Raw genomic sequence first — 23,781 nt, forward strand, 5'->3', positions numbered from 1 at the left:
TTGATTCACCTTTTAAACCAGCCCGAACAGGGTCAACAGCAGGTCGATAGCTTTGATACCGATGAAAGGCACCACCAGCCCGCCCAGGCCGTAAATCCACAGGTTGCGGCGCAGCATGGCGGCCGCCGTGAGCGGCTTATAGCTCACCCCCTTCAGCGCCAGCGGGATCAGGAAGACAATAATCAGGGCGTTAAAGATCACCGCGCTCAGAATGGCCGATGCCGGAGAGTGCAGGTGCATCACGTTCAGCGCATTGAGCTGCGGATAGGTGGCCGCAAAGGCCGCCGGGATAATAGCGAAATATTTTGCCACGTCGTTGGCGATACTGAACGTGGTCAGCGAACCGCGCGTCATCAGCATCTGCTTGCCGATGTGCACCACCTCAATCAGCTTGGTCGGGTTGGAGTCGAGGTCGACCATGTTGCCCGCCTCTTTTGCCGCCTGGGTGCCGGAGTTCATCGCCACCGCCACGTCGGCCTGCGCCAGGGCAGGGGCATCGTTGGTGCCGTCGCCCGTCATCGCCACCAGACGACCTTCCGCCTGATACTGACGAATTAACGCCAGTTTCGCTTCCGGCGTGGCTTCGGAAAGGAAATCATCCACGCCCGCTTCGGCGGCAATCGCCGCGGCGGTAAGGCGGTTATCCCCGGTGATCATCACCGTTTTAATGCCCATTTTACGCAGCTGGGCAAAGCGCTCTTTGATGCCGCCTTTGACGATATCCTTCAGGGCAATCACGCCCAGCACGTTCGCGCCTTCTGCCACCACCAGCGGCGTGGCCCCCTGACGGGCCACGCTTTCGACCAGATTGTCCACCTCCGGCGGGAAGTGGCCGTTGTTGGCCTCAATGTGGCGACGAATGGCGTCCACAGAGCCTTTACGGATCATGCGATCCTGAATGTTAATCCCGCTCATTCGGGTTTGCGCCGTAAACGGCACGAAGGTGGCATGCAGGCTCTGAACGTCGCGCTGGCGCAGGTTAAAGCGCTGCTTGGCGAGGATCACGATACTGCGTCCTTCCGGGGTTTCATCGGCAAGCGAGGAGAGCTGCGCGGCATCCGCCAGCGTTTTTTCATCTACGCCCGGGGCGGGTAAGAAATCCGACGCCTGGCGGTTACCGAGGGTGATGGTCCCGGTTTTGTCCAGCAGCAGGACATCCACGTCACCGGCGGCTTCAACCGCGCGCCCGCTGGTGGCGATAACGTTGGCACCGAGCATACGGCTCATGCCGGCCACGCCGATGGCCGACAGCAGGCCGCCGATGGTGGTGGGGATCAGGCAGACCAGCAGCGCCACCAGCACGGTGATGGTGACCGGCGTGCCGCCATAGGCGGAAAATGGCCACAGCGTCGCGGTTGCCAGCAGGAAGACGATGGTCAAGGCCACCAGCAGAATGGTCAGGGCAATTTCGTTAGGTGTTTTACGACGCTGAGCGCCTTCCACCATGGCGATCATCCGGTCGAGGAAGGTTTCGCCCGGGTTGACGCTGCACTGGATCACCAGCCAGTCGGAAAGAATGCGCGTCCCGCCCGTTACGGAGGCAAAATCGCCGCCGGATTCACGGATCACAGGCGCGGATTCCCCGGTAATGGCGCTTTCGTCTACCGATGCGCCACCTTCAATGACTTCTCCGTCGCACGGGATGATGTCGCCGGCTTCCACCAGCACCACATCGCCTTTACGCAGCTCATCCGCCGGAACGTGGTCCATCTGCGCGCCGTATTTCGGTTCACGTAATTTCCGCGCAAACGCCGTTTTTTTCACCCCTTTCAGGCTGTTGGCCTGCGCTTTACTCCGGCCTTCCGCCAGCGCTTCCGCAAAGTTGGCGAACAGCACGGTAAACCACAGCCACAGGCTGATGGCCCCGGTGAACATCGCGTTTCCCGGCATGTGGCCCGTCCCCATAGCAATCGCCAGGGCGGTGGTCAGGACGCTGCCCGCCCAGACGATAAACATCACCGGGTTGTACCACTGCACGCGCGGGCTCAGCTTTTTGACCGCATCCATAAGCGCCTGACGAACTAACGTCGGTTCGAGCAGGGCCAGTTGTTTACGACTCATGACAAATACTCCGCAAAATCAGCGTAAAGAGAGAGTTTCCGCGACCGGGCCTAACGCGAGGGCGGGGATAAAGGTCAGGGCACCCACCAGCAAAACGGTACCCATCAGCAGGCCGATAAACAGCGCGCCGTGGGTGGGTAAAGTCCCGGTGGTGGTCGGTTGAATTTTCTTATTCACCAGCGATCCGGCAATCGCCATCACCGGCACAATCACCCCGAAGCGACCCACAAACATGCAGAACGCCAGCAGGCAGTTCCAGAACGGGGAGTTGGCGCTTAAGCCCGCAAAGGCGCTGCCGTTGTTGTTGGCGGCAGACGAAACGGCATACAGCACTTCACTAAAACCGTGAATGCCTGGGTTAAAGATGCCGCTGCGTCCGGCATCGGTCATCAGCGCCAGCGCGGTGCCGAGCAGCACAAGGGCTGGGGTGACCAGAATCGCCAGCGCGGTTAACTTCATCTCGCGAACGTCGATTTTTTTACCGAGGTATTCCGGGGTGCGGCCAATCATCAGGCCGGCAATAAACACCGCCAGCAGCACGAACAGCAGCATGCCGTAAAGACCCGAGCCCACGCCGCCAAACACCACCTCGCCGATCTGCATCAGCCACATCGGGATCATGCCGCCCAGCGCGGTGAAAGAGTCATGCATGGCGTTCACCGCCCCGCACGAGGCAGCTGTGGTGACGACTGCATAAAGGCTGCTGGCGAGAATGCCGAAGCGGCTCTCTTTACCTTCCATGTTGATATTGCTGTTCGCCCCAAGCGGCAAGAAATGGCTGTTACCGCTCCATTCCGCCCACATCACCAGCGCCACGCAGACCACGAAGATCAGCGACATGGTCCAGAGCAGGGTGCGCCCCTGACGGCGATCGTTGACCACATCACCAAAGGCGAAGCAGAGCGCGGCGGGGATCAGGAAGATCGCCAGCATCTGCACAAAATTGGTCAGGGCGGTAGGGTTTTCAAACGGATGCGACGAGTTGGCGTTGAAGAAGCCACCGCCGTTGGTCCCGAGCATCTTGATGGCTTCCTGCGACGCCACTGGCCCCATTGGCAGGATCTGTTTTGCTCCTTCAAGCGAAGTATACGGCGCGTAAGGCAGCAGGTTTTGCAGGGCGCCCTGCTGAATAAAGAACAGCGCGATCAGCAGCGCAATCGGCAGCAGGATCCACAGCGTAATGCGCGTTAAATCCACCCAGGCGTTACCCAGGGTACTGATTTTCTGACGCGCAAACGCGCGCGTCAGCGCGAAAATCACCGCGATACCGCTGGCGGCAGAGAGGAAGTTCTGCACGGTTAATCCAGCCATCTGGCTGAAATAGCTCAGCGTGGTTTCACCGGCATAGGACTGCCAGTTGGTATTGGTGACAAAACTGACTGCCGTGTTCAGCGCCAGGTGCCAGGACAGGCCCGGTAACTGCTGCGGATTCAGCGGCAGGCTACCCTGCAGCATCAGCATGGCAAAAAGTGCAAAAAGCCCAACGATATTCAGCAGCAGAATGGCGAACAGATATTCACGCCAGCTCATCTCCCGATCGTCGATTCCCAGTACGCGCCAGATCCCTTTTTCAACGCTTCCCGTGCCGGGCAGGGGGACGTTGTTGATAAGCCTGGCCAGCCCCATTCCCAGCGGCCTTGCCAGAATGAACAATACCGCTAAGAAGCTGGCAATAAGCAAAAACGCCTGAGCAGCCATCAGAATGCCTCCGCGTTAATCAGGGCATAGACCAGATAACCCAATAACAGGAACACCAGCACGATGCCGGCAATAAGACCTGCACTCACAATCCACCTCCGGGTGACTTTTGTTGTTGTGCTAACGGTAGGATTTACGGCGCAAAGATTTCGCAAAAATCAGAAGGGTGGGTGTAAAAAAAGTATAAAAATGGAAAGACCACAATTTAACTATTGATAAGTAAACCATTAACTTTTTTGTAACTTAGTTACGGCGTGAATGTAAATATTCACTAAATGAATGAAAATAAGTGGTCGGATGAGTAGTAAAATTACACGCAAAGCGATATTATTTTATCCAGGTCACAGATTTCACATTTTCCGGAGACGGTTTCCGGCCAACTACAGGGGAGAAAAATATGGATCTTTATAAAGAGTATCCGGCTCATATCGTGTTCATGCGTCGCACTTTCGCCGTAGTGGCTGGCGTGCTGGCCCTGCCGGTAATGCTGTTCTGGAAAGATCGTGCGCGTTTTTACAGCTACCTGCACCGCGTCTGGGCGAAAACCAGCGACAAGCCGGTGTGGATGGATCAGGCCGAGAAAGCGACCTGCGATTTCTATTGATACAACGCTGACGCGTAGCCATAAAAAAACCGCCAATAGCAATATGGCGGTTTTTTTGTCCCTCGGGATTCGCGGTCCGTTGGGTAGTCTTCAAGCCCTCGTCAGAGGCTTACAAGAATATCTCGGATCCTTGAGTAATCAAACTGCAACTCCCTAAATATATTCTTAAAAACCTTTTCGGTGGATTACGTTTTACGCCAGGGGCAACTACTATGCAGCGTCCCTTTCCGCCATCTCGCACATGGGCACCGGTCCCGGGAAAGGCGTCACCACAACCGTAAGTCAGGCTCTCGTCAGGGCTTGTGTCCACCGACTTATCACCGGTGGTGAACGGTGGAGCGGTTAGCAGCAGGGACCGCATAATGAAACGCTATTTTTGCATCGCGTTCATTGTCGCCAGCGTACTCGTTGTCAAAAGTGATGAACCAACCGTGTTTATTACATTTACCACGATAGCGCAGGACAAGTAGCGTTAAGGCCGCCCCGGGCGGCCTTTTTTATTTCATCCCGTCTACACTTCATGGCAAAGTAGTTCAATGCATGCTTTTTCCTTTTACGGCATGCCCTTATGGACATAATGGACAATAGCCTGGAGTTTTATGCCCACCCATCTGGTTTGGTTTCGCGCGGATTTACGCGTACATGACAACATCGCTCTCGCGGCAGCCTGCCGCGAAAAAGACGCGAATGTGCTGGCCCTGTTTATCGCCACGCCTGAACAGTGGCAGCAGCATGATATGGCTCCGCGGCAGGCGGCTTACCTCAAATCACACCTGAACGAACTGCAGCGCGCGCTTGCCGAGAAAGGTATTCCGCTGATCTACAAAGAGGTCAGCGATTTTACCGCGCAGCTTCATATGCTGCAGGAGATATGCCAGCAGAACGGCGTCACGCATCTTTTTTATAACTACCAGTACGAACTTAACGAACAGCAGCGGGACCGCCAGCTGGAGAAAATGCTGGGAGAGGTGGTTTGTGAGGGATTTGATGACAGCGTGATGCTGGCTCCGGGCAGCGTGATGACCGGCGGTCACGAAATGTATAAAGTGTTTACGCCGTTTAAAAATGCTTTTGTTAAGCGCCTGAAAGAGGCGCTGCCGGAGTGCGTACCCGCGCCCGCAGCCAGAGGAGAGGCGATAACCGATCTCCCCGAATTAACGTTTAACTATCCCCAACGGGCATTTGATGAACTTCTGTTCCCTGCCAGTGAGAAGGCCGCTATTGCGAAGCTGCGCCAGTTTTGCAAGCAGGGCGCGGGAGAGTACGACGCGCGCAGGGATTTCCCGGCAATTGAAGGGACAAGCAGGCTATCGGCATGCCTGGCGCTGGGCGTGCTCTCTCCCCGCCAGTGTTTGCATCGTCTTCTCGCCGAACAGCCGCAGGCGCTGGACGGTGGGGCGGGCTCGGTGTGGCTGAACGAACTTATCTGGCGCGAATTCTATCGCCATCTGATGACGTATCATCCCGATCTCTGTAAGCATCGTCCGTTTATTCCCTGGACCGATAACCTAAAATGGCAGCACGATGAGGCGCTTTTACAGGCCTGGCAAAAAGGGGAGACGGGCTATCCGATTGTTGATGCCGCTATGCGCCAGCTGAATGAAACCGGGTGGATGCACAATCGTCTGAGAATGATTACCGCGAGCTTCCTGGTGAAAGATCTGCTTATCGACTGGCGAATCGGGGAGCGCTATTTTATTTCTCAGCTGATCGATGGCGATCTGGCTGCGAATAACGGTGGCTGGCAGTGGGCGGCCTCTACCGGCACCGATGCAGCTCCCTATTTCAGGATTTTTAATCCGACCACTCAGGGGCAAAAATTTGATGCCAACGGCGACTTTATTCGCCGCTGGTTGCCCGCGCTCAGGAACGTTCCTGAAAAAGCGATCCACGACCCGTGGGCATGGGCGGATAAACAGGGCGTAAAGCTCGATTATCCCCGCCCGATTGTTGACCATAAACAGGCGCGCGTCGCCACGCTGGCGGCGTACGAGGCCGCACGAAAAGTTTGAGAGAATGATGATGAAAAACAGTGAACTGGAACGCCTGATTAACGAAAAACTTAATACCGCCTCCTTCAGCGACTACGGCCCGAATGGCCTGCAGGTCGAAGGGCGCGAAACGGTGCAGAAAATCATCACCGGCGTGACGGCAAGCCAGGCTCTGCTGGATGAGGCGGTGCGTCAGGAAGCCGATGCGGTGATTGTCCATCACGGCTACTTCTGGAAAAACGAATCGCCGATTATCCGCGGCATGAAGCGCAACCGCCTCAAAACGCTGCTGGCGAATGACATCAACCTGTACGGTTACCACCTGCCGCTGGATGCACATCCTGAACTGGGAAATAACGTCCAGCTGGCGCAGCTGTTGGGGATTACCGTGATGGGCGAAATCGAGCCGCTGGTACCGTGGGGCGAACTGTCGATGCCGGTACCGGGGCTGGAACTGGCCTCGTGGATCGAGGCGCGCCTGGGACGTCGTCCGCTGTGGTGCGGCGATACCGGGCCGGATACCGTGAAGCGCGTTGCGTGGTGTACCGGCGGCGGTCAGGGCTTTATCGACAGCGCCGCGCGCTTTGGCGTTGATGCCTTTATTACCGGCGAAGTCTCTGAGCAGACGGTTCACTCTGCCCGCGAGCAGGGGCTGCATTTTTACGCGGCAGGCCACCACGCTACCGAGCGCGGCGGTATTCGCGCCCTCAGCGAGTGGCTGACGGAAAATACCGATCTGGATGTGACCTTTATTGATATCCCTAATCCGGCCTGATGAGAGGTGCCCGAGTGCAGAGAGCGCGTTGTTATCTTTTGGGTGAAAGCGCAGTGGTACTGGAACTTGAACCGCCGGTTACGCTCGCCACGCAGAAGCGAATCTGGCGGCTGGCACAGCGTCTGCCCGATATGCCGGGCGTGGTTGAGGCCATTCCGGGTATGAATAATATCACCGTGGTGTTGCGTAACCCGCACACGGGGGCGCTGGATGCGATTGAGCGCCTGCAACGCTGGTGGGAGGAGAGCGAAGCGCTGGAGCCGGAATCGAGGACGATTGAGATCCCGGTCGTCTATGGCGGTAAGGCCGGCCCCGATCTGGGCGTGGTAGCCGAACACTGTGGGCTCACGGAAAAGCAGGTTGTTGAGCTGCACACCTCGGTGGAATACGTCGTCTGGTTTCTGGGTTTTCAGCCGGGCTTTCCGTATCTGGGCGGACTATCTCCCCGGCTGCATACCCCGCGTCGGGCCGAACCGCGCCTGAGCGTTCCCGCGGGAACGGTGGCGATTGGCGGTGAACAAACCGGCATTTATCCGCTTACCTCACCGGGCGGCTGGCAGCTTATCGGGCACACCTCTATGCCGCTATTTGAACCGGGGCAGGAGGCGCCGATCCTCCTGCGTCCGGGTGATACCCTGCGCTTTATCCCGCAGAAGGAGGGGGTATGTTAACGCTTATTCGCGCGGGGCTTTATACCTCTGTTCAGGACGCCGGACGCTTTGGTATGCGTCAGTCCGGCGTGAGCTACTGCGGCGCGCTTGATCGTCCATCTCTTGAGATTGCTAACCTGCTGGTTGGCAACCCGGGCAGCACGGCGGCGCTAGAAATTACGCTGGGTCAGTGTGTGATTGAGTTTGGTCAGGAGACCTGGTTCGCCTTAACCGGCGCGGGCTGCGACGCGACGCTGGACGGCAAAGCGGTGTGGACCGGCTGGCGCCTTCGGGCGAAGGCCGGGCAGCGTCTGACCCTGAAGCGCCCTCTGCACGGTGTGCGTAGCTACCTTGCGGTGGCCGGGGGCATCGACGTGCCGGAGGTATTGGGTTCATCCAGTACCGATCAAAAAGCGGGCATCGGCGGTCATGAAGGGCGCCTGCTGCGCGACGGGGACCGCCTGGCGATTAAGCCGTCAGCGCGCCATTTCTCCACCACGCAGGGCGTAAAACAGCTGCTGTGGGGGAACGTGATCCGCGCCCTGCCGGGACCGGAATATCAGGAGTTTGATGAGGCCTCTAAAGAGTCTTTCTGGCGCGCGCCGTGGAAGATCAGCCCGCAGAGTAACCGCATGGGCTACCGTTTGCAGGGGCAGCCGCTGACCCGCACGACGGACCGGGAGCTCCTTTCCCATGGCCTGCTGCCGGGCGTGATTCAGGTGCCGGGCAACGGGCAGCCCATCGTGCTGATGAACGACGCGCAAACCACTGGCGGTTATCCGCGCATTGCCTGCATTATCGACGCGGATCGCTACCATCTGGCGCAAATTCCTCTCGGCCAGCCGATTCATTTCGTGCAGTGTTCGCTGGAGGAGGCGCTAAAGGCGCGGCAGGATCAGCAGCGTTATCTCGAACAGCTGGAGTGGAGGCTTGATGGTAAAGATTGATTTAAACGCCGATCTGGGTGAGGGCAGCAGCGCCGATGCGGAACTGATGACCCTGGTCTCCTCGGTCAATATCGCCTGCGGCTTTCACGCGGGCGATGCGCAAACCATGCTAGAGAGCGTGCGTAATGCCATTAGAAATGGCGTCGCGATAGGCGCTCATCCGAGCTTCCCCGACCGGGAAAACTTTGGCCGTACGGCGATGGATCTGCCCCCTGAGACGGTCTACGCCCAGGTGCTCTACCAGATTGGCGCGCTGGAGGCGATAGCGCGCGCTGAGAATGGCGCGCTGCGACACGTGAAGCCGCACGGCATGCTCTACAATCAGGCGGCGAAAGATGCTGCGCTGGCGGAGGCCATTGCCCGCGCGGTGCGGGACTGCAATCCGCAGCTGATTTTGGTGGGCCTGGCGGGCAGCGAGCTTATTCGCGCCGGAGAGCGGCTGGGGCTGACGACGCGGCAGGAAGTCTTTGCCGATCGGGGATACCTGCCGGACGGCAGCCTGGTTCCGCGCACGCAGGCCGGGGCGCTGATTACTGATGAAGGCGAAGCGCTGGCGCAGACGCTGGAGATGGTGCGCTTCGGGCGGGTGACCGCCGTGGATGGAACATTCGCAAACGTTCAGGCCGAAACGGTGTGCTTACACGGCGACGGCGAGCATGCGCTCCAGTTCGCGCGCCGCATGCGTGCGGCGTTCTCTGAAGAGGGCATTCTCGTCAGCGCAGATTAAACATGAAAGGATAATAACATGCCAGAAGGTCCGGAGATCCGCCGCGCGGCGGATAGCCTGGAGGCGGCGATAAAGGGCAAACCCCTGACGGATGTCTGGTTTGCCTTTCCTCAGCTTAAGCCGTTTGAATCACAGCTGGTGGGACAGACGGTGACCCACATTGAAACGCGGGGCAAAGCGTTGCTCACGCACTTTTCCCATAACCTGACGTTATATAGCCATAACCAGCTTTACGGCGTCTGGCGCGTGGTGGAGTCGGGTGAACAGCCGCAAACCACCCGCGTGCTTCGCGTCAGGCTGCAAACGGCGGATAAGGCGATCCTGCTGTACAGCGCGTCTGATATCGAAATGTTAACGCCGGAGCAGTTGCTCACGCATCCGTTTCTTCAGCGCGTCGGGCCGGACGTGCTGGACATACGCCTGACGGCGAGCGAGGTCAAAGCCCGTCTGTTATCCCCCAAATTCCGTAACCGGCAGTTTTCCGGATTGTTGCTCGATCAGGCTTTTCTGGCGGGATTAGGCAACTATCTGCGGGTGGAAATCCTTTGGGAAGTGGGGCTGGCGCCGCAGCATAAGGCCTCTCAGCTGAGCGATGAACAGCTGGACGCGCTGTCTCAGGCGCTGCTGGATATTCCGCGGCTGTCGTACAACACGCGCGGCCTGGTGGATGAGAATAAACATCACGGGGCGCTGTTTCGGTTCAAGGTGTTCCATCGGGCGGGGAAAAAGTGCGAGCGGTGCGGCGGGATTATCGACAGGATGATGCTCTCCTCAAGACCCTTTTACTGGTGCCCGCACTGCCAGAAATAAAACAAAAAACGGTAACCCAGAGGTTACCGTTTTTAATGTTTTCACCCTCTCCCACAGGGAGAGGGCCGGGATGAGGGCATCAGGCCGCACCCAACTTCTGTTAGCGCTTAATGTCAGACTTAAAATCACGCTGCTCGTAGCCGGTGTACAGCTGACGAGGACGGGCGATTTTCATGCCTTCGCTGTGCATTTCGTTCCAGTGCGCAATCCAGCCCACGGTACGCGCCATGGCGAAGATCACGGTGAACATGGAGGATGGAATACCCATCGCTTTCAGAATAATGCCAGAGTAGAAATCGACGTTCGGGTAGAGTTTCTTCTCGATGAAGTACGGGTCGTTCAGCGCGATGTGTTCCAGCTCCATCGCCACTTCCAGCAGGTCATCTTTGGTACCCAGCTCTTTCAGCACTTCGTGGCAGGTCTCACGCATAACGGTGGCGCGCGGGTCATAGTTTTTGTAGACACGGTGACCGAAGCCCATCAGGCGGAAGGAGTCATTCTTGTCTTTCGCGCGACGCACGAATTCAGGAATGTGCTCAACGGTGCTGATCTCTTCCAGCATCTTCAGCGCCGCTTCGTTCGCGCCGCCGTGCGCCGGTCCCCACAGGGAGGCGATGCCCGCAGCGATACAGGCGAACGGGTTCGCGCCTGAAGAGCCCGCGGTACGGACGGTCGAGGTAGAGGCGTTCTGTTCGTGGTCAGCGTGCAGGATCAGAATGCGGTCCATCGCGCGTTCCAGCACCGGGTTCACTTCGTACTCTTCGCACGGCGTGGAGAACATCATGCGCAGGAAGTTACCGGCGTAGGAGAGGTCGTTACGTGGGTACACAAACGGCTGGCCGATGGAGTATTTGTAGCACATCGCCGCCATGGTCGGCATTTTGGACAGCAGGCGGAACGCCGCGATATCACGGTGACGCGGGTTATTCACGTCAAGGGAGTCGTGGTAGAACGCCGCCAGCGCACCGGTAATCCCGCACATCACCGCCATCGGGTGAGAGTCACGACGGAACGCATGGAACAGACGGGTAATCTGCTCATGGATCATGGTATGACGGGTTACGGTGGTTTTGAATTCATCGTACTGCGCCTGGGTCGGCTTTTCGCCGTTCAGCAGGATGTAGCACACTTCCAGATAGTTGGATTCGGTGGCTAACTGATCGATGGGGAAGCCGCGATGGAGCAGGATACCTTCGTCACCGTCAATATAGGTGATTTTGGATTCGCAAGATGCGGTAGAGGTAAATCCAGGGTCAAAGGTAAATACCCCTTTGGAACCCAGCGTACGGATATCAATAACATCCTGACCGAGCGTGCCTTTTAGCACATCCAGTTCAATAGCATCATCACCATTTAGGGTGAGTTTTGCCTTTGTATCAGCCATTTACGGTCTCCTTAGCGCCTTATGCTTAAGACTGCTTTTACCGGATTTGCATTCAGCTGTTAATCACCGTTACCAGATTGTTATTTGGCTTACCGCTCAGCTCACGAGGAGTAACCAGGGTACAGAGCTATGGCGCCTTGCAGGTAAACGAATGAAATATCAGTGAAACAACAGCAAATCAGCGTTTTTGCAGTCCGAATTATTCAAACCTGTATATCACTAATAACTGTCCTGATAACTTCGGTCAATACCATCACACTGTTACATAACTATTTGTCAGGTGAAAGAGAGACCTCATAACTTTTGCGCATTATATGCCTTTTCTGATGACGTTTGTAACAATATTGTTTAACATTTGTCAAATCAGATGATTAAAAATTAAAAAGATGTTGTTATCGTGACCCTGATCACTGTTCCAGAGAAAACCCAACAAACTGTATGTAGGTTAATTGTAATGATTTTGTGAACGGCCTATACTGCCGCCAGGTCTCCGGAACACCCTGCAATCCCGAGCCACCCAGCGTTGTAACGTGTCGTTTTAGCATCTGGAAGCAATGTTTTGCATGACGCGCAGTTATAGAAAAGGAACGCTGCTTGACCCGCATCGCAGTCCGGAGGAAGGAAACAATAAGAACAGCATGTGGGCGTTATTCATGATAAGAAATGTGAAAAAACAAAGACCTGTCAATCTGGATCTCAAAACGATCCGGTTCCCCGTAACAGCAATAGCGTCCATTCTGCACCGTGTTTCTGGTGTGATTACGTTTGTGGCGGTCGGTATTTTGCTGTGGTTACTGGGCACCAGCCTCTCTTCCCCTGAAGGTTTCCTCCAGGCCTCTGCCATCATGAACAGCTTCTTCGTGAAATTTATCATGTGGGGCATTCTCACCGCGCTGGCCTATCACGTCGTTGGCGGCGTTCGCCATATGCTGATGGACTTTGGCTATCTGGAAGAGACGTTCGAGGCCGGGAAACGTACCGCTAACATTTCATTTGTGATCACTGTCGTGCTTTCACTTCTCGCAGGAGTTCTCGTATGGTAAGCAACGCCTCCGCATTAGGACGCAACGGCGTACATGACTTCATTCTGGTCCGCGCTACCGCGATCGTCCTCACCCTTTACATCATCTACATGATCGGTTTCTTCGCGACCAGCGGCACGCTGACGTGGGAAATCTGGAGTGGTTTCTTCGGATCGGCCTTCACCAAAGTGTTCACCCTGCTGGCGCTGTTCTCCATCCTTATTCATGCCTGGATCGGCATGTGGCAGGTGTTGACCGATTACGTTAAACCGCTGGCGATTCGCCTGCCGCTACAGCTTGCTATTGTTGTTGCGCTGGTGGTTTACGTCATTTATGGATTTGTTGTGGTGTGGGGTGTGTAATGAAACTGCCAGTCAGAGAATTTGATGCTGTTGTGATTGGTGCGGGTGGCGCAGGTATGCGCGCCGCACTGCAAATTTCCCAGAGCGGCCAGACCTGTGCGCTGCTCTCTAAAGTGTTCCCGACCCGTTCCCACACCGTATCTGCGCAGGGCGGTATTACCGTTGCGCTGGGTAACTCCCACGAAGATAACTGGGAATGGCACATGTACGATACGGTAAAAGGTTCCGACTACATCGGCGACCAGGACGCCATCGAATATATGTGTAAAACCGGCCCGGAAGCGATTCTGGAGCTGGACCATATGGGTCTGCCGTTCTCCCGTCTGGAAAATGGCACCATCTATCAGCGTCCGTTTGGCGGCCAGTCGAAAAACTTCGGCGGCGAGCAGGCGGCACGTACCGCGGCGGCGGCTGACCGTACCGGTCATGCGCTGCTCCACACCCTGTATCAGCAGAACCTGAAAAACCACACCACCATCTTCTCCGAGTGGTATGCGCTGGATCTGGTGAAAAACGCCGATGGCGCGATCGTTGGCTGTACCGCACTGTGCATCGAAACCGGTGAAGTGGTTTACTTCAAAGCCCGCGCGACCGTGCTGGCGACCGGCGGCGCAGGCCGTATTTACCAGTCCACCACCAACGCCCACATCAACACCGGTGACGGCGTCGGTATGGCTATCCGCGCCGGCGTGCCGGTGCAGGATATGGAGATGTGGCAGTTCCACCCAACCGGTATCGCCGGTGCGGGCGTTCTGGTGACGGAAGGCTGCCGCGGTGAAGGTGGCTACCTGCTGAACAAACACGGCGAGCGCTTCATGGAGCGTTATGCCCCGAATGCGAAAGACCTGGCGGGTCGTGACGTGGTGGCGCGTTCTATCATGATCGAAATCCGTGAAGGCCGCGGCTGCGACGGCCCATGGGGTCCACACGCGAAGCTGAAGCTCGACCATCTGGGTAAAGAGGTGCTGGAATCCCGTCTGCCGGGCATTCTGGAGCTGTCCCGCACCTTCGCCCACGTCGACCCGGTGAAAGAGCCGATTCCGGTTATCCCAACCTGCCACTACATGATGGGCGGTATTCCGACCAAAGTAACCGGTCAGGCGCTGACCGTGAACGAGCAGGGCGAAGACGTGGTTATCCCTGGCCTGTTCGCGGTAGGCGAAATTGCCTGCGTATCCGTACACGGCGCCAACCGTCTGGGCGGCAACTCCCTGCTGGACCTGGTGGTGTTTGGTCGCGCGGTGGGTCTGCACCTGCAGGAATCCATTGCCGAGCAGGGCGCGCTGCGTGACGCCACCGACGACGAAATTGATGCCTCTCTTGAGCGCCTCAACCGCTGGAACGGTAACCGTAACGGCGAAGATCCGGTGGAAATCCGTAAGGCGCTGCAGGAGTGCATGCAGCACAACTTCTCGGTATTCCGCGAAGGCGACGCGATGGCCAAAGGGCTTGAGCAGCTGAAGGCGATCCGCGAGCGTCTGAAAAATGCCCGTCTGGACGATACCTCCAGCGAGTTCAACACTCAGCGCGTTGAGTGCCTGGAGCTGGATAACCTGATGGAAACCGCCTTCGCGACCGCGATGTCGGCAAACTTCCGTACCGAAAGCCGTGGCGCGCATAGCCGCTTCGACTTCCCGGAGCGTGACGATGAAAACTGGCTGTGCCATTCCCTGTATCTGCCAGAGTCGGAAACCATGACGCGTCGTAACGTCAACATGGAACCGAAACTGCGTCCGGCGTTCCCGCCGAAGATTCGTACTTACTAATGCGGAGACAGGATAATGAAACTCGAATTCTCAGTTTATCGTTATAACCCGGATGTAGACGATGCTCCGCGCATGCAGGACTACACCCTGGAAGCGGAAGAAGGTCGCGACATGATGCTGCTGGATGCCTTAATCCAGCTGAAAGAAAAAGATCCGACACTGTCGTTCCGCCGCTCCTGCCGTGAAGGGGTGTGTGGCTCTGACGGCGTGAACATGAACGGCAAAAATGGCCTGGCCTGCATCACGCCAATTTCAGCGCTGCAGCGTCCCGGCCAGAAAATTGTTATCCGTCCTCTGCCAGGCCTGCCGGTCGTGCGTGATTTGGTGGTAGACATGGGGCAATTCTATGCACAATATGAGAAGATTAAGCCTTACTTATTGAATAATGGGCAAAATCCACCCGCTCGCGAGCACTTACAGTCTCCTGAGCAGCGTGAAAAACTCGATGGGTTGTACGAATGTATTCTCTGTGCATGTTGTTCAACGTCCTGCCCGTCGTTCTGGTGGAACCCGGACAAGTTTATCGGCCCGGCCGGTCTGCTGGCTGCCTATCGCTTCCTGATCGATAGCCGCGACACCGAAACCGACAGCCGTCTGGAAGGGCTGAGTGACGCTTTCAGCGTATTCCGCTGCCATAGCATCATGAACTGCGTCAGTGTGTGTCCGAAGGGGCTGAACCCGACGCGCGCCATCGGCCATATTAAGTCGATGCTGCTGCAGCGCAGTGCGTAAGTAGTGAGAGGGGAGCGCTGTTCCCCTCACCCTAACCCTCTCCCACAGGGAGAGGGAACAGATTGCAGGAAATCTTTAAAAACTGCCGACGACCTTCCCCCTCTCCCCGTGGGAGAGGGTCGGGGTGAGGGGAAACCCTTAAGACAGTTTCTAAAGGTTCCTTCGCGGGCCACAAAGAGCTCGCAGGTGAACCCCGGCACGTACACGCGGTGTGCGTGGTAGTTTCTACGGCGAAAGTAAGCATAAAAATGCTTAAGGGATCACGATGCAGAACGGCGCAATGAAAGCCTGGCTGGACTCTTCTTACCTCTCTGGTGCCAACCAGAGCTGGATAGAACAGCTCTATGAAGACTTCTTAACCGATCCTGACTCAGTGGACGCAAACTGGCGTTCCATGTTCCAGCAGTTGCCTGGTACAGGGGTCAAACCGGATCAATTCCATTCCAAAACACGTGATTATTTCCGTCGTCTGGCGAAGGATGCCTCACGTTACTCTTCTGCGATTTCCGACCCTGACACCAATGCGAAGCAGGTTAAAGTCCTGCAGCTTATCAACGCTTATCGCTTCCGCGGTCACCAGCATGCGAATCTCGATCCGCTGGGACTGTGGCAGCAGGAACGTGTGGCCGATCTCGATCCGGCGTATCACGATCTGACCGAGGCCGATTTCCAGGAAAGCTTTAACGTAGGTTCCTTTGCCATCGGCAAAGACACGATGAAGCTGGGCGATCTGATTGACGCGCTCAAGCAAACCTACTGCGGCTCCATCGGCGCGGAATATATGCACATTACCTCTACCGAAGAGAAACGCTGGATCCAGCAGCGCATCGAATCCGTAGCGGGCCACGCGACCTTCTCGGCCGACGAGAAGAAACGCTTCCTTAACGAACTGACCGCAGCGGAAGGGCTTGAGCGCTATCTGGGCGCGAAGTTCCCGGGCGCAAAACGCTTCTCGCTGGAAGGCGGCGACGCGCTGGTGCCGATGCTGAAAGAGCTGATTCGCCATGCAGGCAAGAGCGGCACCCGTGAAGTGGTGCTCGGCATGGCGCACCGTGGTCGTCTGAACGTGCTGGTCAACGTGCTGGGTAAAAAACCGCAGGACCTGTTCGACGAATTCGCGGGCAAACACAAAGAACATCTCGGCACCGGCGACGTGAAGTACCACATGGGCTTCTCGTCGGATATCGAAACCGAAGGCGGTCTGGTTCACCTGGCGCTGGCGTTTAACCCGTCGCACCTGGAAATCGTCAGCCCGGTGGTTATCGGCTCCGTGCGCGCGCGTCTGGATCGTCTGGACGAGCCGAGCAGCAACAAAGTGCTGCCAATCACCATCCACGGCGATGCGGCGGTCACAGGGCAGGGCGTGGTTCAGGAAACCCTGAACATGTCGAAAGCGCGTGGTTACGAAGTGGGCGGTACCGTTCGCATCGTGATCAACAACCAGGTGGGCTTCACCACCTCTAACCCGCTGGATGCGCGTTCTACGCCATACTGCACCGACATCGGTAAGATGGTGCAGGCGCCGATCTTCCACGTTAACGCGGATGACCCTGAAGCCGTGGCGTTCGTTACCCGTCTGGCGCTGGACTTCCGTAACACCTTTAAACGCGATGTGTTCATTGACCTCTTCTGCTATCGCCGTCACGGCCACAACGAAGCGGATGAGCCAAGTGCAACCCAGCCGCTGATGTACCAGAAGATCAAAAAACACCCGACGCCGCGCAAAATCTATGCTGACAAGCTGGAAAGCGACAAAGTGGCGACGCTGGAAGATGCGACCGAAATGGTCAACCTCTACCGCGACGCGCTGGACGCGGGTGAATGCGTGGTGAAAGAGCTGCGCCCGATGAACATGCACTCCTTTACCTGGTCGCCGTACCTCAACCACGAGTGGGATGAGAGCTACCCGAACAAGGTTGAGATGAAGCGCCTGCAGGAGCTGGCTAAGCGCATCAGCACCGTGCCGGACGCTATCGAGATGCAGTCTCGCGTGGCGAAAATTTACGCTGACCGTCAGTCCATGGCGGCAGGCGAGAAGCTGTTCGACTGGGGCGGCGCGGAAACGCTGGCTTACGCAACGCTGGTTGACGAAGGTATTCCTGTTCGTCTGTCCGGTGAAGATGCGGGCCGCGGCACCTTCTTCCACCGTCACGCGGTGGTTCACAACCAGTCTAACGGTTCAACCTACACCCCGCTGCAGCACGTGCATAACGGTCAGGGCCAGTTCAAGGTCTGGGACTCCGTGCTGTCTGAAGAAGCGGTTCTGGCATTCGAATACGGCTACGCCACCGCTGAACCGCGCACCCTGACCATCTGGGAAGCGCAGTTCGGTGATTTCGCCAACGGTGCGCAGGTGGTTATCGACCAGTTCATCTCCTCCGGCGAGCAGAAGTGGGGCCGCATGTGTGGCCTGGTGATGCTCCTGCCGCACGGCTATGAAGGCCAGGGTCCGGAGCACTCCTCCGCGCGTCTGGAACGTTATCTGCAACTCTGCGCCGAGCAGAACATGCAGGTCTGCGTGCCGTCCACTCCGGCTCAGGTCTACCACATGCTGCGTCGTCAGGCGCTGCGCGGTATGCGCCGTCCGCTGGTGGTGATGTCGCCGAAATCCCTGCTGCGTCATCCGCTGGCGGTCTCCAGCCTGGAAGAGCTGGCGAACGGCACCTTCCTGCCGGCCATCGGTGAAATTGACGAGCTGGATCCGCAGGCCGTGAAGCGTGTGGTGATGTGTTCTGGTAAGGTTTATTACGACCTGCTGGAACAGCGCCGTAAGAACGATCAGAAAGATGTCGCCATCGTGCGTATCGAACAGCTTTATCCGTTCCCGCATCAGGCGATGCAGGAAGTGCTGAAACAGTACGCTCACGTACATGATTTTGTCTGGTGCCAGGAAGAGCCGCTCAACCAGGGCGCATGGTACTGCAGCCAGCATCATTTCCGTGAAGTGATTCCATTTGGGTCAGCCCTGCGCTATGCAGGTCGCCCGGCCTCCGCCTCTCCGGCGGTAGGGTATATGTCCGTTCACCAGAAGCAGCAACAAGATCTGGTCAATGACGCGCTGAACGTCGATTAATTAAAGGATACAAAATGAGTAGCGTAGATATTCTTGTTCCCGACCTGCCTGAATCCGTAGCAGATGCGACCGTCGCTACCTGGCACAAAAAACCAGGCGATGCCGTTAAGCGCGATGAAGTGCTGGTAGAAATCGAAACTGACAAAGTGGTACTGGAAGTACCGGCTTCGGCGGATGGCGTTCTGGACGCGGTGCTGGAAGATGAAGGCACCACCGTTACCTCTCGTCAGATCCTGGGTCGCCTGCGTGAAGGCAACAGCGCGGGCAAAGAGTCCAGCGCCAAGTCTGAAGAGAAAGCCTCTACGCCGGCTCAGCGCCAGCAGGCTTCTCTGGAAGAACAGTCTAACGACGCCCTCAGCCCGGCGATCCGTCGCCTGCTGGCTGAACACAGCCTTGACCCGGCAGCCATCAAAGGCACCGGTGTGGGCGGTCGTCTGACGCGTGAAGACATCGACAAACACCTGGCGAAAGCGCCTGCTCAGGCAGAAGCGAAAGCCCCTGTGGCCGCGCCGGCAGCTCAGCCTGCTCTGGGTGCCCGCAGCGAAAAACGTGTACCGATGACGCGCCTGCGTAAGCGCGTGGCCGAGCGTCTGCTGGAAGCGAAAAACTCCACCGCGATGCTGACCACCTTCAACGAAGTCAACATGAAGCCAATCATGGACCTGCGTAAGCAGTACGGTGACGCGTTTGAAAAACGTCACGGTATCCGTCTGGGCTTTATGTCCTTCTACGTGAAGGCGGTGGTTGAAGCGCTGAAACGCTACCCGGAAGTGAACGCGTCCATCGATGGCGATGACGTGGTTTACCACAACTACTTCGACGTCAGCATGGCGGTTTCTACCCCACGTGGCCTGGTGACCCCGGTACTGCGTGATGTGGATGCCCTGGGTATGGCTGACATCGAGAAAAACATTAAAGAGCTGGCTGTTAAAGGCCGCGACGGCAAGCTGACCGTAGACGACCTGACCGGCGGTAACTTCACCATTACCAACGGCGGCGTATTCGGCTCGCTGATGTCTACCCCGATCATTAACCCGCCGCAGAGCGCGATCCTGGGTATGCACGCCATTAAAGATCGCCCGATGGCGGTAGACGGTAAAGTAGAGATCCTGCCGATGATGTACCTGGCGCTCTCTTACGATCACCGCCTGATCGACGGCCGCGAGTCCGTGGGCTTCCTGGTAGCCATTAAAGAGCTGCTGGAAGATCCAACGCGCCTGCTGCTGGACGTCTAGTCACTTTTAGCATCACCTGCCCCGTAGGCCGGCACACGCTGCGCCGGTCTACAGGTTTGAAGATAACGATTACCCTGAAGGATGGATAGAACACATGAACTTACATGAATATCAGGCCAAACAGCTGTTTGCCCGGTATGGCTTACCGGCTCCGGTGGGTTATGCCTGTACTACCCCGCGTGAAGCAGAAGAAGCCGCATCTAAAATCGGTTCCGGCCCGTGGGTAGTTAAATGTCAGGTTCACGCTGGTGGCCGTGGTAAAGCGGGCGGTGTGAAGGTTGTTAAGAGCAAAGAAGAGATTCGTGCGTTTGCTGAACATTGGCTCGGCAAGCGTCTGGTGACCTACCAGACAGATGCGAACGGCCAGCCGGTTAACCAGATCCTGGTGGAAGCGGCGACCGACATCGCGAAAGAACTTTACCTGGGCGCGGTTGTTGACCGTAGCTCCCGTCGCGTGGTGTTCATGGCGTCTACCGAAGGCGGCGTGGAAATCGAAAAAGTGGCGGAAGAGACCCCGCACCTGATCCACAAAGTGGCAATCGATCCGCTGGCGGGCCCAATGCCTTACCAGGGTCGCGAGCTGGCGTTCAAACTGGGCCTGGAAGGCAAACTGGTTCAGCAGTTCACCAAGATCTTCATGGGTCTGGCGACTATCTTCCTGGAGCGCGATCTGGCGCTGATCGAGATCAACCCGCTGGTGATCACCACCCAGGGCGACCTGATCTGCCTCGACGGCAAGCTGGGCGCTGACGGCAACGCGCTGTTCCGCCAGTCGGATCTGCGCGAAATGCGCGACCAGTCTCAGGAAGACCCGCGTGAAGCGCAGGCTGCTCAGTGGGAGCTGAACTACGTCGCGCTGGACGGCAACATCGGCTGCATGGTTAACGGTGCGGGCCTGGCAATGGGCACCATGGACATCGTTAAGCTGCACGGCGGTGAGCCGGCAAACTTCCTCGACGTTGGCGGTGGCGCCACCAAAGAGCGCGTAACCGAAGCGTTCAAAATCATCCTCTCTGACGACAACGTTAAAGCGGTACTGGTTAACATCTTCGGCGGCATCGTCCGTTGCGACCTGATTGCTGACGGCATCATCGGTGCGGTAGAAGAAGTGGGCGTGAACGTTCCGGTGGTTGTGCGTCTGGAAGGTAACAACGCTGAACTCGGCGCGAAAAAACTGGCTGACAGCGGCCTGAATATTATTGCAGCGAAAAGTCTGACGGATGCAGCTCAGCAGGTTGTTGCCGCAGTGGAGGGGAAATAATGTCAGTTTTAATTAATAAAGATACCAAGGTTATCTGCCAGGGCTTCACCGGTAGCCAGGGGACTTTCCACTCCGAACAGGCGATTGCCTACGGCACGCAGATGGTTGGCGGCGTAACGCCAGGTAAAGGCGGCACCACGCACCTCGGCCTGCCGGTGTTCAACACCGTGCGTGAAGCGGTAGAAGCGACGGGCGCAACCGCGACCGTTATCTACGTTCCGGCACCGTTCTGCAAAGACTCCATTCTGGAAGCGATCGACGCAGGCATCAAACTGATCATCACCATCACCGAAGGCATCCCGACCCTGGATATGCTGACCGTGAAGGTGAAGCTGGACGAAGCAGGCGTGCGCATGATCGGCCCGAACTGCCCAGGCGTTATCACCCCGGGCGAATGCAAAATCGGCATCATGCCGGGCCACATTCACAAGCCGGGCAAAGTGGGCATCGTGTCCCGTTCCGGTACCCTGACCTATGAAGCGGTTAAGCAGACCACCGATTACGGCTTCGGCCAGTCCACCTGCGTGGGCATCGGCGGTGACCCGATCCCGGGCTCTAACTTCATCGACATCCTGAAGCTGTTCCAGGAAGATCCACAGACCGAAGCGATCGTGATGATCGGTGAGATCGGCGGTAGCGCGGAAGAAGAGGCGGCTGCTTATATCAAAGAGCACGTAACCAAGCCTGTTGTCGGTTACATCGCGGGTGTGACCGCGCCGAAAGGCAAGCGTATGGGTCACGCAGGCGCGATCATCGCCGGCGGTAAAGGTACGGCTGATGAGAAATTCGCAGCGCTGGAAGCCGCGGGCGTGAAAACCGTTCGCAGCCTGGCGGATATCGGCGAAGCACTGAAATCCATCATTAAGTAAGTCCTCTCTGCTCCCCGAATGGGGAGCGATGAAGTATAAAAATGTCCGTTTCGACATGGTTGGCCGCTGTAAAGCGGCCTTTTTTTTACATTATGATACTGACACCTGCGAACAGGGTGAACTCCGGTAAATAGTCCCCTTTATGCGCCACGGTCCATTGAGGCTCTATAAAAGCGCTCATTACTTTATCGCCCATCGCCCAGGCGCGTCCGCCGCCAAAACCGAGTGGGATATAATAATCGTCGCTTTTCATATTCCAGGTCCAGATGCCGGAGGTGCGTAAATACCAGCCTTTTGGCAACTTATAGACCACGATGGGCTGAAACGTACCTGTTTCTAAATCATCGCGTTCGCCATCCCCCGCAAAACTTTTTTGCCACTGCACCAGCGTGCCCGCCATCCATCTGGGGCTGGATTTGATGGCGACAGCGGATAGTCCCGCCTGCCATTTGCCGCTTCCCAGTTCGTCTTCCGAGGCGGAAGAGGCCGTGATTAGCGGGCCGACGCCGATTTTAACCCCGTCCTGTTTAAGCAGAAAAATATCGAACAGATTGATATCACCTAACCCGGTGCTGTAGCCGCTGCCGGGCTGGGGACGGGTAGCCAGCGGGGCGGTCATCCGAAGAATCTGCGGCACGGGCACCCAGTCGTTAGCGGCAATCGGCACGGTTGCGCGCAGCAGGGTATCGTTAGTGTGCTGATCGCTACCGTAAAGCTCCGGGGTGTAATAGTCCTGAAGCGCGATGGAAGTGGAAAGATGTAACGGATTGGTGGCTTTTTCTACTGCATCCGTCTCCTCCGCCAGGCTCAGCGCTGGCAACGCGCCCAGTAGCGCGATAAACAATGTCATACAACGCATTGGCGTCGTCTCCTTACCAGAAATACTGGAGCCTGAAGGTCCACGTTGTGATGTCAGGTGAGGCATCCCGGTGTTTGGCTGTATCGGTGTAAGCGACCATTCCGCCGAGGTGGGGGCTCAGCATAAAGCCGACGGAGCCGCCCAGCAGCACGTTTTCCTGCTCATCGTCCTGTAGCTGGCCATCGACGCGCGTTTCACCTCCTTTTGCCCAGCTTCCGTCTAAAGACAGCCACAGCGCGGGGGAGAGGGTGTAGCTCCAGTGGCCTTCCAGCGCATAGAGCGGGCGCTGCTCAAGGCGGCTGTTTTGCTGATAGTCTTTATTGTCGGTGTAAAAACTTACCCAGCTGTTAAGCTCCAGCCAGGTTGGGCCAAGGGGTAAACCAAACGCTAGCTCGGGTTTAAACGACCAGCGGTTCGCGCCGATATTGATCGTATTGCCGCTGTCGTAGTCGCCGGTCGGTAACGTTAGCCACATGGCGGCGCTGAGGAACATTTCAGGCTGCCAGCGGCGAAACTCCTCTTCGCTTAACGCGGGGGCACCAAACAGGTTATGGGCAAAAATAACCTGCGTATCGCCGAGATTTTCATGGCTTAACGATCCGGTGAAATAACGGGCGTTATCGAGTGAGGCCGTCACGCTGGCGTAAGGTTGAATGATTTGTATCGCAGATATTCGCCCGTCAATATCAAAAGAGCGGGCATAGCGCAGCAGGTAGAGATCGGCATCGACGCTCGCGCCGTCCACGGGCAGGGCGCTGTCAATGGATGTGTTGGTATGAATATTACTGTAGTAACCGAAAATCAGGTTTTTATCTTTTGGCATGTTTTGCCAGTCGCGGGCATTATCGGCGCGCACGTAGACCGGCAATAAGACGAGCAGCATTCCCACTATCAAAACAATAATGGCGACCAAAAGGTTACGCTCAGAGCTTCGCATAAAGCCCTCCTGTTATTT

General features: G+C 57.0%; 21 protein-coding genes. 15 read left to right on the forward strand and 6 right to left on the reverse strand.

Going from position 1 to position 23,781, the window contains the following annotated elements; all coding sequences use genetic code 11:
* Nucleotides 1-12: 12 nt before the first annotated feature.
* Genes kdpB through kdpF form a run of 3 tightly spaced genes read right to left on the reverse strand, consistent with a single transcriptional unit; the run spans nucleotide 13 to nucleotide 3,848 of the window.
* The gene (gene kdpB / locus USG84_RS00640; protein WP_253541233.1) at nucleotides 13-2,061 is read right to left on the reverse strand and encodes a potassium-transporting ATPase subunit KdpB; all 2,049 of its coding nucleotides are present in this window, start codon (nucleotides 2,059-2,061) and stop codon (nucleotides 13-15) included.
* Between the two features lie 18 nt (nucleotides 2,062-2,079).
* Nucleotides 2,080-3,759: a potassium-transporting ATPase subunit KdpA gene (kdpA, locus tag USG84_RS00645; protein WP_253541235.1), complete on the reverse strand. Its 1,680-nt coding sequence runs from the start codon at nucleotides 3,757-3,759 to the stop codon at nucleotides 2,080-2,082.
* A complete protein-coding gene (gene kdpF, locus USG84_RS00650) occupies nucleotides 3,759-3,848 on the reverse strand; it encodes a K(+)-transporting ATPase subunit F (RefSeq protein ID WP_014069365.1) in 90 nt (29 codons plus the stop codon). Before kdpF ends, kdpA begins: the two co-directional genes overlap by 1 nt.
* A gap of 308 nt (nucleotides 3,849-4,156) precedes the next feature.
* On the opposite strand from kdpF, the gene USG84_RS00655 reads away from it, so the two are divergent.
* The 7 genes from USG84_RS00655 (at nucleotide 4,157) to nei (ending at nucleotide 10,263) form a co-directional block, all read left to right on the forward strand.
* Nucleotides 4,157-4,363, forward strand: a complete 207-nt coding sequence (locus tag USG84_RS00655) for a YbfA family protein (protein WP_061098857.1) — start codon at nucleotides 4,157-4,159, stop codon at nucleotides 4,361-4,363.
* 599 nt (nucleotides 4,364-4,962) lie between these two features.
* On the forward strand, nucleotides 4,963-6,375 hold the full coding sequence (gene phrB, locus USG84_RS00660; RefSeq protein ID WP_151412742.1) for a deoxyribodipyrimidine photo-lyase: 1,413 nt from the start codon (nucleotides 4,963-4,965) through the stop codon (nucleotides 6,373-6,375).
* A gap of 10 nt (nucleotides 6,376-6,385) precedes the next feature.
* Complete coding sequence (locus USG84_RS00665; protein WP_253543474.1) at nucleotides 6,386-7,129, forward strand: type 2 GTP cyclohydrolase I; 744 nt, start codon at nucleotides 6,386-6,388, stop codon at nucleotides 7,127-7,129.
* 14 nt (nucleotides 7,130-7,143) lie between these two features.
* Nucleotides 7,144-7,800, forward strand: coding sequence for a 5-oxoprolinase subunit PxpB (gene pxpB / locus USG84_RS00670; RefSeq protein ID WP_151412743.1), 657 nt, complete (start codon nucleotides 7,144-7,146; stop codon nucleotides 7,798-7,800).
* Nucleotides 7,794-8,726, forward strand: coding sequence for a 5-oxoprolinase subunit PxpC (gene pxpC, locus USG84_RS00675; protein WP_253541239.1), 933 nt, complete (start codon nucleotides 7,794-7,796; stop codon nucleotides 8,724-8,726). Before pxpB ends, pxpC begins: the two co-directional genes overlap by 7 nt.
* Nucleotides 8,713-9,453: a 5-oxoprolinase subunit PxpA gene (gene pxpA, locus USG84_RS00680; protein WP_253541241.1), complete on the forward strand. Its 741-nt coding sequence runs from the start codon at nucleotides 8,713-8,715 to the stop codon at nucleotides 9,451-9,453. Before pxpC ends, pxpA begins: the two co-directional genes overlap by 14 nt.
* An 18-nt stretch (nucleotides 9,454-9,471) precedes the next feature.
* Nucleotides 9,472-10,263, forward strand: coding sequence for an endonuclease VIII (gene nei / locus USG84_RS00685; protein WP_253541243.1), 792 nt, complete (start codon nucleotides 9,472-9,474; stop codon nucleotides 10,261-10,263).
* Nucleotides 10,264-10,363: 100 nt separating this feature from the next.
* On the opposite strand, the gene USG84_RS00690 is transcribed toward nei, so the two are convergent.
* Nucleotides 10,364-11,647: a citrate synthase gene (locus tag USG84_RS00690; RefSeq protein WP_047347070.1), complete on the reverse strand. Its 1,284-nt coding sequence runs from the start codon at nucleotides 11,645-11,647 to the stop codon at nucleotides 10,364-10,366.
* A 638-nt stretch (nucleotides 11,648-12,285) separates the two neighbouring features.
* Between USG84_RS00690 and sdhC the strand changes: the two genes are divergently transcribed.
* From sdhC to sucD, 8 genes are all read left to right on the forward strand, one after another.
* On the forward strand, nucleotides 12,286-12,690 hold the full coding sequence (gene sdhC, locus USG84_RS00695) for a succinate dehydrogenase cytochrome b556 subunit (protein ID WP_026080740.1): 405 nt from the start codon (nucleotides 12,286-12,288) through the stop codon (nucleotides 12,688-12,690).
* Complete coding sequence (gene sdhD / locus USG84_RS00700) at nucleotides 12,684-13,031, forward strand: succinate dehydrogenase membrane anchor subunit (RefSeq protein ID WP_008501088.1); 348 nt, start codon at nucleotides 12,684-12,686, stop codon at nucleotides 13,029-13,031. Before sdhC ends, sdhD begins: the two co-directional genes overlap by 7 nt.
* Nucleotides 13,031-14,797 carry a succinate dehydrogenase flavoprotein subunit gene (gene sdhA / locus USG84_RS00705; RefSeq protein ID WP_059355294.1) on the forward strand — a complete coding sequence of 589 codons (1,767 nt, stop codon included), beginning with the start codon at nucleotides 13,031-13,033 and terminating at the stop codon, nucleotides 14,795-14,797. Before sdhD ends, sdhA begins: the two co-directional genes overlap by 1 nt.
* A gap of 15 nt (nucleotides 14,798-14,812) precedes the next feature.
* Entirely contained in the window at nucleotides 14,813-15,529 is a 717-nt protein-coding gene (gene sdhB / locus USG84_RS00710) for a succinate dehydrogenase iron-sulfur subunit SdhB (protein ID WP_008501090.1), read from the forward strand.
* Between the two features lie 265 nt (nucleotides 15,530-15,794).
* Nucleotides 15,795-18,602: a 2-oxoglutarate dehydrogenase E1 component gene (gene sucA, locus USG84_RS00715; protein ID WP_061098851.1), complete on the forward strand. Its 2,808-nt coding sequence runs from the start codon at nucleotides 15,795-15,797 to the stop codon at nucleotides 18,600-18,602.
* A 14-nt stretch (nucleotides 18,603-18,616) separates the two neighbouring features.
* Nucleotides 18,617-19,837 carry a 2-oxoglutarate dehydrogenase complex dihydrolipoyllysine-residue succinyltransferase gene (gene odhB / locus USG84_RS00720; RefSeq protein ID WP_320738103.1) on the forward strand — a complete coding sequence of 407 codons (1,221 nt, stop codon included), beginning with the start codon at nucleotides 18,617-18,619 and terminating at the stop codon, nucleotides 19,835-19,837.
* A gap of 94 nt (nucleotides 19,838-19,931) precedes the next feature.
* Nucleotides 19,932-21,098 (forward strand): ADP-forming succinate--CoA ligase subunit beta, encoded by a 1,167-nt coding sequence (sucC, locus tag USG84_RS00725; RefSeq protein WP_059355295.1) that lies wholly within the window; start codon nucleotides 19,932-19,934, stop codon nucleotides 21,096-21,098.
* Entirely contained in the window at nucleotides 21,098-21,967 is an 870-nt protein-coding gene (gene sucD / locus USG84_RS00730) for a succinate--CoA ligase subunit alpha (RefSeq protein ID WP_008501094.1), read from the forward strand. Before sucC ends, sucD begins: the two co-directional genes overlap by 1 nt.
* 85 nt (nucleotides 21,968-22,052) lie before the next feature.
* On the opposite strand, the gene USG84_RS00735 is transcribed toward sucD, so the two are convergent.
* Together USG84_RS00735 and USG84_RS00740 are read right to left on the reverse strand one after the other, a co-directional pair.
* Nucleotides 22,053-22,826, reverse strand: coding sequence for a hypothetical protein (locus USG84_RS00735; RefSeq protein ID WP_253541245.1), 774 nt, complete (start codon nucleotides 22,824-22,826; stop codon nucleotides 22,053-22,055).
* A 13-nt stretch (nucleotides 22,827-22,839) separates the two neighbouring features.
* Nucleotides 22,840-23,763 carry a transporter gene (locus tag USG84_RS00740; protein WP_151412745.1) on the reverse strand — a complete coding sequence of 308 codons (924 nt, stop codon included), beginning with the start codon at nucleotides 23,761-23,763 and terminating at the stop codon, nucleotides 22,840-22,842.
* Nucleotides 23,764-23,781 lie beyond the last annotated feature (18 nt).

The sequence above is a fragment of the Enterobacter sp. 168J2 genome, assembly GCF_034107265.1.
GTDB lineage: Bacteria > Pseudomonadota > Gammaproteobacteria > Enterobacterales > Enterobacteriaceae > Enterobacter > Enterobacter nematophilus.